The following is a 12,239-nucleotide window of genomic DNA, read 5'->3' on the forward strand; positions in this document are numbered from 1 at the left end:
GACTCCGGCGTCCGAATCGACGCAGGAAATTTCTGCTATCCATGTCGGTCGCGAAAGGCCAGGTAGTGCTCCAGGACCTGCTCCGGCGCCTCCGTCTGTGGATAGTGGCCGATGCCTTCGAGCAAGACCGTGTCAGCGTCCGGGATCAGCTCCCCATAGCGCGCGACCATGTGCGCACCGGAGATGGGGTCCACCGCGCCATCGATCACCCGTAGCGGCACCCCGCCCTTTTGCATGGCCGCCACCCAGCGATCACGCTGCTGGCGCCGCTCGGGGATGTAGTGGATCAACCGGTGCATGACGGCCGGGCCATCCTGTTCGGCGATGAGTTGCCAGAAGTCATCCAGCTCCGCCTCAGTGGGTTGGGTGGACGGGCCAAACACCTGGGCGAAGCTGGCGGCCAGCTTGCGACGGGAGAACATTCGTCCGACCAGCCCGCCGATGGGGCTGAGCAGGAGTTTCTGTACCAGCACCGGCCGGTGGGTTTCCGGGAACAGGCCGCCATTGAGGAAGACGCAACTGGCCAGGTTGAACCGCCCTTCGTGGTGCCGCGCCAGCAGTTCCTGGGCGACGCTGTCGCCGTAGTCATGGGCGAGCAGGTGCACCGGCCCGGTCACATCCAGATGGGCGAGCAGCGCCTGCTTCAGGTCCGCCTGTTCCAGCAGTCGGTAATCATGGCCGCGCGGCTTGTCCGAGTATCCGAAGCCGAGCATGTCGCAGGCGATGACGCGAAAGCGCCTCGCCAGTGGCGCCCAGAGGTAGTGCCAATCCCAGGAAGCGGTGGGAAAGCCATGGATCAGCAGCAAAGGCTCGCCCTCCCCCGCCGTCCAGAAGCGGATGCGTTGCCCACGGAAATCCATGTCCCGCGCCTGGGCGCGCCAGTCACCCAGGGGAATGCCGGACAGACTGCTCACTGGGCGTAGCCGGGGAACTGCTGGTCGAGCTTGCGCAGCAGCGCCGGCCAGGGCAATGCACCGCCCATGCCGGTGGAGCTCTTCATCACGCCGGCGATCATCGCCCGGGCGCCGTCGAGGATCTGTTGCGGGATGTGGATGAGTTCGCCGCCGCCGGCCTGGGCCATCACCTGGATTTCGCAGGCGCGTTGCATCGTGAACATGCCGAGGAAGGCATCGGCGATGCTGCCGAACGCAGTGAGCAGGCCGTGGTTGGGCAGGATCATGAAGTTGGCTTGGCCGAGGTCAGCCTGCAAGCGCGCCTTCTCGTCGTGGTTCAGCGCCACGCCTTCGTAGCCGTGGTAGGCCAGGCTGGCGAGAACGAACAGCGACTGCTGGGACAACGGCAGCAGACCGTTCTTCTGCGCCGACACGGCGATACCGGCGGCGGTGTGGATATGCAGCACGCAGCCCACGTCCGGGCGTACCTCGTGAACCGCGCTGTGGATGGTGTAACCGGCCGGGTTGATGTCGTAGGGGCTGTCCATCAGCTTGTTGCCGGCCAGGTCGATCTTCACCAGGTTGGACGCGGTGATCTCGTGGAACATCAGCCCGTAGGGGTTGATCAGGAAATCCTCGGTGCCGGGAACCTTGGCGGAGATGTGGGTGAAGATCAGGTCATCCCAGCCATACAGGGCGATCAGGCGGTAGCAGGCGGCCAGATCGACACGGGTCTGCCATTCGGCGGCGGACACCTGGTCCTTGAGGTTGAGTGACGGGAGGGCTTGGGCGGCGGTCATGGCGAAACCTCGTTGTTGTTATGTGTCCGGGGAGTCTAGCCACGGGCTGCCACGGCGATAGTCGCCTTGGCAGCCAGCTTAGTGGCCTTGCGGGTCAGATCAGGGAGGCCACCAGCGGCGCGGCGAAGAGGTTGAGCAGGCCCATGAGGACCATCACCAGGCCGGCCACGGTGCCCTCTTCACGCCCCACTTCCTGGGCCCGGCTCACGCCCGCACCGTGGGCTCCCACGCCGAACAGGGCGCCGCGGGCCAGGGCACTGCGCAGGGGCAGCCAGCGGATCAGCAGGCTACCGGCGAGCGCGCCGAACACCCCGGTGAGCATGACGAACACCGCCGTCAGCTCGGGCACGCCGCCCAGGTCCTCGGCCACCGGCATGGCGAAAGGCGTGGTGATGGAACGTGGCACCAGCGACAGGCTCACCTGCGACTCCAGCGCCAGGGCATTGGCCAGCCACCAAGAACTGGCGATAGCGACCGCGCTCCCGGCCAGCATGCCCAGCAGCAGCGCCGGCCAGTGACGGGCAAGCAGGTTGCGCTGCTGCCAGATCGGCACGGCGAAGGCCACGGTGGCCGGCCCCAGCAGCAACATCAGCCAATGCGTGGCACCTGCATATTCGGCGTAGGCGGTGTGCAGCGGCACGGCCACGACGAGCAACAGCGCCGGCACGAAGATCAGCGGCGACAGCAGGTAGCGGCCGGTACGCCGGTACATCCAGCGGCTGGCCAGGTAGCCGGCAAGGGTCAGCGCCAGCCAGAACCAGGACATGGGTTCAATGTTCATGGCGCATCCTCCAGCGGCAAACGACTTCCACGGTCAGTGCGGTGGCCAGCATGACCAGCAAGGTGCTGGCGCCGATCACCAGCAGGATGCGCAGTCCCTCCTGGCGCAGCAGCGCGCCGTAGTCCAGCAGGCTCATCAACGCCGGAATGAAGAACAGCAGCATCTCGGCCATCAGCAGTCCGGCACCCAGTTGCAGCGCTGCAGGCTTCACCCAGCCGGTCGCGAAGGCCGCCAGCAGCAGGCCGAGGCCGATCACGCCACCCGGAATCGGCCAGCCCAGTACCGTCGCCAGCGTGCAGCCCAGGACGTAGAGGCCCAGGAGAACGACGAGTTCGACGGCGAGACGAGCGATACGGAGCAGGCGGGAACGGTTCATGACGATGACCCTCGGTACTGGTGGCCAGATTAGGTCCGCGCCTATCATCCCAAAAGCGAATTGTTCGACTTGCAGCCATTCGAGATTGGAATAGCCATGGAATTCCGCCAGTTACGCAGCTTCGTCGAGGTGGTCCGCCAGGGCGGCTTCACCCAGGCCGGCAAGACCCTGCATGCCACCCAGTCCACCATCAGCAAGCAAGTGGCCCAGTTGGAACAGCGGCTGGGCGTGCAATTGCTGGAGCGCAGCGGTCCGCATTTGCGCCTGACCGACGCCGGCGCCGTGGTGCTGCGCCATGCCGAGGACATGCTGCGCCAGCGCCAGGACCTGCACAGCGAGCTCGACGATCTCAGCCAGCTGCGGCGAGGCGAATTGCGTCTGGGGTTACCGCTGCTGGGCGGTGAAGTGCTGTTCGCCGGGTTGTTCTCCGAGTACCGGCGGCGTTACCCGAACATCGTGGTGCGGCTGTTCGAAGGTGGCAGCAAGCTGATGGAAGAGGCGCTGCTGCAGGGGGAACTGGAACTGGCTGGCAGCCTCACGCCCAGCGATTCGGCCCTGGAGTACCAGCCCTTCTGCATCGAACCGCTGGATATCCTCGTGCCCGAGGATCATCCGCTGGCCGGCGAGGAGAGCCTGGCCCTCGCGCAACTGGCCGACTCGCCCTTCCTGCTCTATCAGCAGAGCTTCACCCTCAACGATCGACTGCTGCTGGCCTGCCAACAGGCCGGCTTCACGCCGCGCGAAGTGGGCCGCAGTGGTCAGGCCGACTTCCTCGCCGCGCTGGTCGCCGCTGGCCAGGGCGTGGTGTTGCTGCCGCGCATCGTCGCCCGCCCCCTGCAACGCCCCGGCCTGCGCCTGGTGCCGCTGCGCGAGCCGGACCTGCGTTGGGACATCGCTTTCGTCTGGCGACGCGGGGCCTACCTGTCGCGGGCCGCGCAGGCGTGGCTGGAGCTGTTGCGGGAGTATTCGCCGCTGGGTCGAGATGACGAGATCTTGTAGGGGCGAATTCATTCGCCAAGCAGACCGAAGGTGTGCCCTTCAAGGCCGATTGGGGCAGCTACGCTGCCCTTGGCGAATGAATTCGCCCCTACAGGAAAAGCAGTGCGGGTTCAGAGCAGCGCGCGATCCAGCAACGGCCAGCCCCGCTGGGCCTGCGGGTAATCGGCCAGCAGGCGGAAGCCCGCGAATTCGAAGCCCGGTGCCACATTGCAGCCCACCAGGGTGTAGGCGCCAAGCGCGCGGGCGGCCTGCCAGGCGTGGGCGGGTACGGTGCGCTGGGGCAGGCTGCCCTCCGCCACCGGGCCGAGAATTTCCCGGCGGACCTCTTCGGGCGATTCGGCAACCAGCAACTCCAGCGGATCGCCCTCATAGAAATGCCAGATCTCGTCGGCATCCACCCGATGCCAGCGACTGACGCCGCCCTGCGGCAACAGGAAGAAAATCGCTGACGATGCTGCGCGGCCACCCGGCAGGGTCTGAGTCGACTCGAACACCCGGCGGTAGAAGCCTCCCTCCGGGTGCGGCAGCAGTTGCAGTTCGTGGATCAGGTATTCGGCGCGCGGGTGCATCAGGCTTTCAGCGCCGCGGCGACACTGTTCAGCCAGGGCTCGGCATCCAGCTCCGGAGTGACGGTTTCGCTAGCGTCCAGGCGCTGCATCTCCACCACTTCACGCAGGCCCAGTTCGGCATAGAGCTCGCGCATCATTTCGCCACCACCGCAGTACAGGTCATAGCTCGAATCACCCAGGGCGAGGATGGCACCGGGGCGGCCGCGCCAGTTGGGCAGGCGGTCGCGCAGCTCGTGAAACAGCGGCAGCAGGTTATCCGGCAGCTCGCCCATGCCGGTGGTGGCGGTCACGGTCAGCAGCGCCTCGGGGTCGAAGGCGATCAGGTCATCCAGGCTCACGCGCGGCAGGTGGCGAGCCTCCAGGCCGGCGGCCTGGAACAGCTTTTCCGCATGGCGGGCGACTTCTTCGGCGGTGCCGTAGACCGAACCGGACAGGATGGCGACTTTCATGGGTACTCCGAGTCTGGGGCGAAATGCCGCGCATTATGCCGCAACTGGCAGGGGCCGCAGGATGCCTTAGACTGCTCCCGGTCAGGTCGAACGAGCCGGGAAAATGATCAACGCCAAGCTGCTGCAACTGGTAATAGACGCCTCCAACGACGGCATCGTGGTCGCCGAACAGGAGGGTGAGGACAACATCCTGATCTATGCCAACGCCGCGTTCGAGCGCCTGACCGGCTACCCCCGCGACGAAATCCTCTACCAGGACTGCCGCTTCCTCCAGGGCCAGGACCGCAACCAGCTGGGCCTTGCCGCCATCCGCCAGGCACTCCGCAGCGGCCAACCGTGCCGGCAGATCCTGCGCAACTACCGCAAGGACGGCAGCGCCTTCTGGAACGAGCTGTCCATCACGCCCGTGCTCAACGAATCCGACCAGCTCACCTACTTCATCGGCATCCAGAAGGACGTCACCGAGCAGGTGGAAGCCCGCCAGCGGGTGCGCGAACTGGAAGCGGAGGTGGCGGCGCTCAGATCAGAACTTGCAGAACTTAAAGCGTAGGAGCGAGCTCTGCTCGCGAAGCCTTGTGATTGGGTCATTCGCGAGCAGAGCTCGCTCCTACAAGGTCACAACGGCCGGATTAGGTATCCAGGTGCCCGGACAGGAACTGGCGCAAACGCCGCTGCATCAGGCGTCCCTCACTGCCCAGACAGGCCACCGGCGTACCATCGAGCTCCTCGCTCAGCAAATCGGCGGTTTCGCCCGCCAGCGCCAGGGGGCAGTCGAGACCGAGGGCCAGGCGATTGAGTTGCTGGGCCAGGTCGTCAGCCGGCGGCTGGTTGGAGAACAGCACCAGCGCCTGGGGCTGAAGCTTGCCGCAGACCATTTCCAGTTCCGCCAGCGGCTGCCCCAGACCCAGCACATTGATCGCCACCTCGCTGCTGCCCAGTAGCAGGCCCGCCACCAGCAGTTCCAGCTCACGCCCCTGCCCGGGCAAAGGCGCCAGCAGCACCCGCGCCTGCTGTCCGGTGCGAGCCAGCTGCAAGCGCTGCAGGACGCGAGCGCGAAGGAAGCTGTCGAAGAATACCCACTCGCTGCCACGGCCGAATTCGTCCTGACGCAGCAACAATGCTTGCCACACCGGCATCAGTACATCGGCGAATGCCACATGCAGGGGATAGGTGGAAAACACCTGGCCATAGACCCGTTCCAGCTCGGCCTCGTCCAGGCTCGACACGGCGCTGCGCACCTGGGCGCGCCGCTCGCTCCACTCCCCCACCGCCGAATCCTGAAGGGTTGGTGTCAGTGGCGCCCTGGCCGCGTTGCTCCGCGCCAGCAACTTGCCCACCTTGCTCACCGAAACGCCGCGCTCGATCCAGGCGAGGATGCTGCGCACCGACTCGACGTCCGCCAGGGAATAGAGCCGGTGGCCGCTGTCGGTACGCGTCGGCTGGATCAGCCCATAGCGCCGCTCCCAGGCCCGCAGGGTGACCGGGTTCACGCCCGTCAGGCGCGACACTTCCCGGATCGGGAAAAGGTCTTCCTGTTTCAGGGCGCGGGACGCGAGGGATGCACCGGGTTCGGTCATGGCAGCGGAATCGTCAGGGGGAAGATTCACGCAGTTTAATCCTTGTTGCGGGGATTCCAATCGGCTGCAGGCCACGGCAGGCGCGGCACGACTTGCCGGTCATCCTTCGCGCTGGCGCTTTGCGGAAAAAACGGAATAATCCTTGATCTGGGGCCAGCTAAGCGTTAGGAAAAAATAGTAACGGCCTGTTGAGAAGAAAAGTTATGCCGCGAAAAGGTAGAAACCTGTGAACCCCGGCTCGCGCTTTTCCATGTGGTAACGGGGGCATAAGTATTTTTCGGTTCAGTGTTGAGCTTGCTGGCGAGTAGGGTAGGCCGGGGATTTTTACCGGCGCGGGGTAGCCCAGAGCTCTCCACTAACTGTGCACCAACTCCGAGACAGCCCCCCATGCGTCAGTCCGCTTAGTCCAGCGCAAAACACACTGCCCTGAGGCAAGGGAAAAGTGGCTACCTGCGAATGTTGCGGCCTCGGCTGGCTCAGCCCACCGGTAAGGCTAAGGCCGTAGGCTTTGGGCGCATCGTTCACGACGACTAGTTCAACCCTCGGGTGTCCTCGATCAGGACAACCTAGGACTTATATTTCCGCCCTTGCATCACTAAGGATTGCATGATCTAGCTGTCCCTAGTCCTAGGACCATGGACAGCTAGATCAGAAAACACGCTAAAGATCAAGACATCCGTTCTGCCCGCGTTGGTTTGCTTGTAACGACCAGTCGCTGCTGGCCGATAAGCCAGTCAACGGGGCGCTGACTGCAGAGCGAAAGACCCCCCCCCAACGAAAGGGGTTGCCCAAGGCTTGGATGCAAGCAATAGCTATTGCAACCAGCTTTCAACCGCTTCCGCACCGAACTGTGCTTTCCACTCTTTAAGCACTTTGTGGTTGCCACCTTTAGTCTGGATAACTTCGCCGGTATGCGGGTTCTTAAAGGTTTTCACTTGGCGGGGGCGGCGATCGTTTGTCGCTTTTTGCTCCGTTTTGGAATGAGGAGGCGGATCCAGCAGAGCAATAATTCCTCGAAGGCTCACACCGTACTCGGCCATCAGCGCTCGAAGCTTGCTTTCGAACTCGATCTCCTGCTTTAGAGCTTGGTCATTTTTTAGGGCATCAAGCTGCTTAAGCTGCTCTGCGAGTTGAGCTTCAAGAGCCTTGAATTCTGCGAGTTTTGACATGTAACGATGACCTCATGATTTGAGCAGGATTGTCGGGATAATTAGCTGCACCGATAGGTAGCATTGCACGAAAGCCATTTCATGAGCACCCCGGTGAAGCCTTTGTTCCTTCAGCTGAGTCGAGCAGAGCTTCTTACACAGCTTCGACGCCACAGTGAAACACAGGCTACTAGTGGAGGCATTCGGACAGACCAAGGGGCTTAACGTTCTGATGAGTCTGACGAATTGGAAATTCCTCGCATAGTCGCAACTCGGAGACCACCGATCTGGATGATTCCGGCTCCGCGCAACTCAGACTGATTTTTGTCTCAGGACCGGTGACGCAAAATGCTTAAGCCTTGCTTGGGCGTTGGAGCTTCAAGTCGTTTGCCTAACGCCTGGACTCTTTCGTAGATGAGGCTGAGGGCCAGCGGATCAAGCACGGGCCACCGCTTGTACGTTTCATCCTCTTTACCAAAAGTAGGTCTTACGCTGGAGAGCGCCTTCTCTAAACACTACTTCGGGCGGATCTCGACGCTAGCAGAGCTACTCGAGGCAGAGAAATGTGCGAGTTCGATGATCCGCATTCAGCATGACGTTCTGACAGGGCCGACCAAGCCATCGACCTGAAAAGCCAAGCGTTGGATAAGCACCAACGAAGAGAGGCATTCGAAAGTTACTGACGTAGCAAAATCGGAAAGACCGCAATAAAGACTTAGGGATCGAGGGACTTAACAACTTCCTCCCAGGACCGTGCGTACGGCAGGGGCAGAAGCCGCCCAAACGGACGTGGGAGATTGGGAGAGAAGAGATCGTGAGCAAAGCCGCCGGACACACTCCGGGTCTAAATAGCGCCGTGGCTCGATGCTTCCGTCTGAGCGCTGCCCCCCGCTCAGGCGTTGGTTTGCAAACTAGAAAAACACCAGAAAATTTCGCGCAGCAAGGCTTACTTAAGGATTAAGCGGGTGATTTAACACTACCTGACCAAGAGCGGACTCAAGGAGCAAAAACCCGGTTCGACTTGCGAGGCCTGAAGCAACGCGTGGCGCGTTTTATCTTCTATAGTGAAATCCACTAGGGCTAGGGCTAGGGCTAGGGCTAGGGCTAGGGCAGTCTTAAAGCTTCCTAGAATTATTACAAATGTAATCTGCCAGCAGTGAATAACAATGATCTATCACGAGAAAGGAGCATCGGATGCGCCAGGCCTCGAAATACCTTGTACTAGCAACAACGCTGTTTGCGTCGTTTTTTGCAAGTGCCGATAATATTCGCATTGCAACGTGGAATCTGGGCTGGCATGTATCCCAGAAGGAAGTACCCCCTTGGATCACACTATGTTCCAAAACATATGCGAAAGATGATCAAGGCATTTGGCGTATAGCGCCAATAGGCACGCCAATGTCTAAGCGTGGATGGGACATAACAGAGTCACGCGCGAAACTTGAGGGGGTTGACCTTTCCATCATGCCTCCCTGCTCGGTTTACACTACTCCAGCACACCAAGGGATTGAAGTAACAACTTCAGCCTACACTATGCGGCTAAAGAAAATCTCTCAACTAATCACAAAAGACATAAAACCGGATGTAATTGCATTCCAAGAAGTATCCGGAAAACAAAGCGTTCGAGAAGCCCTTGGTGACGCATCAGCCGAATACAACGTTTGCTCTTTCGACGGCGCCTACAAAATCCAGCGCCTCGCGTTCGCGTGGAAGAAGTCTTTGGGTGACGCAATAGAGGAGTGTAAAGACTTAGTAGATATATCTTTGCCAAACCTTCCAGAAGACCAAAGAGTTCGACCAGGCCTCGTCGTCTCCCTTAAACTCGGCGAGAAGAAAGTTCGTTTCCTAACGCTTCATCTTAAATCCAGTTGCGTATCACCTTTAGAAGGAGATCGTCTCGATAGCAATAACGGCTCTGGTGACCCTTGCCCTGTTCTGCAGCAGCAAGTGGGCCCGCTTGAGGATGCACTTGAGAAGCTTCCCTTGGAAGCTGATCATTTCATTGTGCTTGGGGATTTCAATCGAAACTTGTGGCACGAAGCTAACAAAGTCACCGGAGCAGAGCCACTACGTAGCGACGGTGAGACTGACCTGACGAAGTTCAGAGCCCCCATGATATTAACTCGAAACCTTCTCTTAGAGGTTAATGACGCGGTGCCAGCTGCTTCAAAGGCAATACTTCTTTCGGCGGTATGCCCAGGTGGAGCGTCTGTTGTCGAGGCGTGCGAAAAATCTAAGGCAAACAAGCTCACGACTGAAGAACGTAAGACACTTGCATCATCTGATGGTCTAGGATGCCGAAACCCTATTGGCCTTGATCACATTCTGGTGTCTGAATCGCTCTTCGAGAACGTAAAGTCTATTCGTAAGGTTCCCATTGGCAGTCTAGGGGCTTCCCTCCCCCCCAAGCCGCCACAATATCCTGAACCCGCATTGGCCATATCAGATCACTGTCCGGTTGTTATGGATGTCGAGTTCTGATTGCCCCAGAGGGATGAAAGATGCCTGCAAAGATTTTATTTCAATATCAATCGACTTCCGGCTCGACCTTCTGCGTATCGCCGAAACTTGTTGGCGATATAGAGGCATTAATCGACCAAGTTCGCGCAGAGGTCGCGGCAAAACGAGCAGCGGGGCTTTTCATCGGATACCTTTCAGTGCCCGTGAGCGCGAAGAGCGGTGGCGACTTTAAAACCAACACCAACATGGCTTCGAATATTACCGAGCGAGTTCAGGGTAAGTTCGGCTCACAACTATGGATTCTAAATCCCGCCGCTTACAACCTGCCTAGAGATGCTACAGGCGGCGATTATATGGCTGTTTGGTCCGACGTTCTGGCCGGACCAGATGGATCCGGTTCCGACTTCGATATTGTTTACTTTGTCGGACCAACAGACGTATGGCAGTTCTTTGACATTGGTGAACTGGACATGCTTGGAACTATCGAAAAATGGCTAATGAAGCAAGCAGATATCGATCCCACCTATAAAGCCATATATGACGACAAGACACTGCGCCAGAAGTTCATAAAGTATTACGGTCTCCGCGGCTCAACCATTTATAGCAAAGGCGCGCACGACGAGTGGAACATCGTGCTTACTCTTAACTCAAAGAGGCCAATAGGCGAAGACATCGCGGTTTATTTTGATGGCCGCCCGATTGAGCCTGGCGACTACCAAGACAGCGTCGACGCTGGCTATGAAACAATGCTTCGCTAGCACAACAATAAAAGAAGGAACTTCCTATGAAAAATCGAAGCGCCAATCAAGATTTTGATCGTTCTATGTTTTCCGCAAAACTCGACCACGGAGAAAAAATCGGGATGGTGTCCATTGACCCATCTGGCGATCTCAAGGTACTCCGCCAATTAGCAATGGAAACCGCGAATACTGACAACACACATTCTATTATTCTTCAGCACATCCTTCCCACGACAATTGGCTATATCGACTTGGTAAACTCCGTGTACCCTGTCGACTTAGTTATCAGTATTGTCTACTCGACGGACAAGAACGCAGTGGCTGCACTTGAGGAGAAGGGATATAAAGTTTTCGTTCCACCGTCAATTGACTACATGAAACATGAGCTATGGAAAGACGTTGAGAAAGTGATCCAGACGGCGCCTTACCCAATCATTTTTCAAGAAGTCGGGGGCTATCTCGCGAACTGGACGCACGAACTAGGTCAGTATAAGAATTTCAAAGGTTGCGTCGAAGATACCAAGAATGGCTTATGGGCATACCAAGCCGCGCAGAAGTCAGGCGGACTCGGGGTGCCGATCATATCGATGGCGGACACAGCCTTGAAGCGCGTTGAAGACTCTCTAATTGGAGATGCCTGTGTTTATAGCCTAGAGAAAGTGCTACGTACTCAGATGGCATCAATCTTGGACGGCGTGCGGTGTGGCGTTGTGGGTTGGGGCAATATCGGAAAATCATGCGCAACTGCCTTCGAGGGGCGCAATGCAGTAGTGTCGGTCTACGACATCAATCCTGTAGTAAACATGCTCGCATACGGGCGTGGTTTCTATCCCATGCCACTTAAACAGCTGCTTCAGGAGTCTAGCATTGTGATGGGGTGTTCAGGACGCCGCTCCATCCGGGTAGCGGATCTTGACGACATCAAGGATGGAGCGCTTCTTTGCAGTGCTTCTTCAAAAGATATAGAGTTTGACCTTAAAGGATTTTCTCAGTTATGCGACGTAGTCGACCTGACACCGATGTACCCAGGCGCATGCCCGATAGAACGCTACACTGTCCGCAAGACGGGGAAATCATTCTACATCCTCAAGTATGGAACGCCCATTGATTTCCTAGACATGCCGTTGCAAGGGGCTGTTCTCGATTGTACATTCTCAGAGCTGTTCGTTTGCATTCGGGAGTTAGCCACAAGCATTCATACACCGGGGATTATTGAGCTAGCCGATTCACTTCAAACTCTCGTCGCGAAAAAATGGCTTCCAACTTACATGGAGACCTTCTCTCAAGCAGAAGATCAACAAGATAAGACTTTTCACTTCCCAGATAGCTGGAACTGGTCATAGGTCGCCTCTAGAGATTAGTGCTTTAAAACCCCGCAGCGCAGCATAGACGACTCAAGCAAACCTATAATTCCTAGCGGTAGTCGCACTTTCGCGAGTAGTGCGAC

Annotated in this window: 13 protein-coding genes; 5 read left to right on the top strand and 8 right to left on the bottom strand. The window is 58.7% G+C overall.

The annotated features are described in order from the left end of the window. Positions 1-35: 35 nt before the first annotated feature. From MnOB_RS19385 to MnOB_RS19400, 4 genes are all read right to left on the bottom strand, one after another. Positions 36-860 (bottom strand): alpha/beta fold hydrolase, encoded by an 825-nt coding sequence (locus MnOB_RS19385; protein ID WP_077525913.1) that lies wholly within the window; start codon positions 858-860, stop codon positions 36-38. Positions 861-910: 50 nt separating this feature from the next. Next, positions 911-1,693: a class II aldolase/adducin family protein gene (locus MnOB_RS19390; protein WP_077525868.1), complete on the bottom strand. Its 783-nt coding sequence runs from the start codon at positions 1,691-1,693 to the stop codon at positions 911-913. A gap of 94 nt (positions 1,694-1,787) precedes the next feature. Further along, the gene (locus tag MnOB_RS19395; RefSeq protein ID WP_077525869.1) at positions 1,788-2,474 is read right to left on the bottom strand and encodes an LrgB family protein; all 687 of its coding nucleotides are present in this window, start codon (positions 2,472-2,474) and stop codon (positions 1,788-1,790) included. Beyond that, positions 2,464-2,850, bottom strand: coding sequence for a CidA/LrgA family protein (locus tag MnOB_RS19400; protein ID WP_077525870.1), 387 nt, complete (start codon positions 2,848-2,850; stop codon positions 2,464-2,466). The genes MnOB_RS19395 and MnOB_RS19400 overlap by 11 nt, the downstream gene beginning before the upstream one ends. Positions 2,851-2,946: 96 nt before the next feature. Between MnOB_RS19400 and MnOB_RS19405 the strand changes: the two genes are divergently transcribed. After that, positions 2,947-3,849 (top strand): LysR family transcriptional regulator, encoded by a 903-nt coding sequence (locus MnOB_RS19405; RefSeq protein WP_077525871.1) that lies wholly within the window; start codon positions 2,947-2,949, stop codon positions 3,847-3,849. A 110-nt stretch (positions 3,850-3,959) separates the two neighbouring features. Here MnOB_RS19405 and MnOB_RS19410 read toward each other — a convergent pair whose 3' ends face one another. Both MnOB_RS19410 and MnOB_RS19415 read right to left on the bottom strand, forming a co-directional pair. After that, a complete protein-coding gene (locus tag MnOB_RS19410) occupies positions 3,960-4,418 on the bottom strand; it encodes a cupin domain-containing protein (RefSeq protein ID WP_077525872.1) in 459 nt (152 codons plus the stop codon). Further along, on the bottom strand, positions 4,418-4,867 hold the full coding sequence (locus tag MnOB_RS19415; RefSeq protein WP_077525873.1) for a flavodoxin: 450 nt from the start codon (positions 4,865-4,867) through the stop codon (positions 4,418-4,420). The genes MnOB_RS19410 and MnOB_RS19415 overlap by 1 nt, the downstream gene beginning before the upstream one ends. A gap of 103 nt (positions 4,868-4,970) precedes the next feature. Between MnOB_RS19415 and MnOB_RS19420 the strand changes: the two genes are divergently transcribed. Further along, a complete protein-coding gene (locus MnOB_RS19420) occupies positions 4,971-5,417 on the top strand; it encodes a PAS domain-containing protein (protein WP_077525874.1) in 447 nt (148 codons plus the stop codon). Positions 5,418-5,496: 79 nt separating this feature from the next. On the opposite strand, the gene MnOB_RS19425 is transcribed toward MnOB_RS19420, so the two are convergent. Beyond that, positions 5,497-6,444, bottom strand: coding sequence for a MerR family transcriptional regulator (locus tag MnOB_RS19425; protein ID WP_077525914.1), 948 nt, complete (start codon positions 6,442-6,444; stop codon positions 5,497-5,499). 812 nt (positions 6,445-7,256) lie between these two features. Next, on the bottom strand, positions 7,257-7,613 hold the full coding sequence (locus tag MnOB_RS19430; RefSeq protein WP_077525875.1) for a histone-like nucleoid-structuring protein, MvaT/MvaU family: 357 nt from the start codon (positions 7,611-7,613) through the stop codon (positions 7,257-7,259). Between the two features lie 1,173 nt (positions 7,614-8,786). On the opposite strand from MnOB_RS19430, the gene MnOB_RS19435 reads away from it, so the two are divergent. From MnOB_RS19435 to MnOB_RS19445, 3 genes are read left to right on the top strand one after another with little or no spacing between them, the layout of a single operon-like run. Further along, a complete protein-coding gene (locus MnOB_RS19435) occupies positions 8,787-10,073 on the top strand; it encodes an endonuclease/exonuclease/phosphatase family protein (RefSeq protein ID WP_077525876.1) in 1,287 nt (428 codons plus the stop codon). 20 nt (positions 10,074-10,093) lie between these two features. Further along, on the top strand, positions 10,094-10,810 hold the full coding sequence (locus MnOB_RS19440; RefSeq protein WP_077525877.1) for a hypothetical protein: 717 nt from the start codon (positions 10,094-10,096) through the stop codon (positions 10,808-10,810). A 26-nt stretch (positions 10,811-10,836) separates the two neighbouring features. Further along, positions 10,837-12,135, top strand: coding sequence for a hypothetical protein (locus MnOB_RS19445; protein ID WP_077525878.1), 1,299 nt, complete (start codon positions 10,837-10,839; stop codon positions 12,133-12,135). The last annotated feature ends 104 nt before the right edge of the window (positions 12,136-12,239 follow it).

Source organism: Metapseudomonas resinovorans (genome assembly GCF_002003485.1).
Lineage (GTDB): Bacteria > Pseudomonadota > Gammaproteobacteria > Pseudomonadales > Pseudomonadaceae > Metapseudomonas > Metapseudomonas resinovorans_D.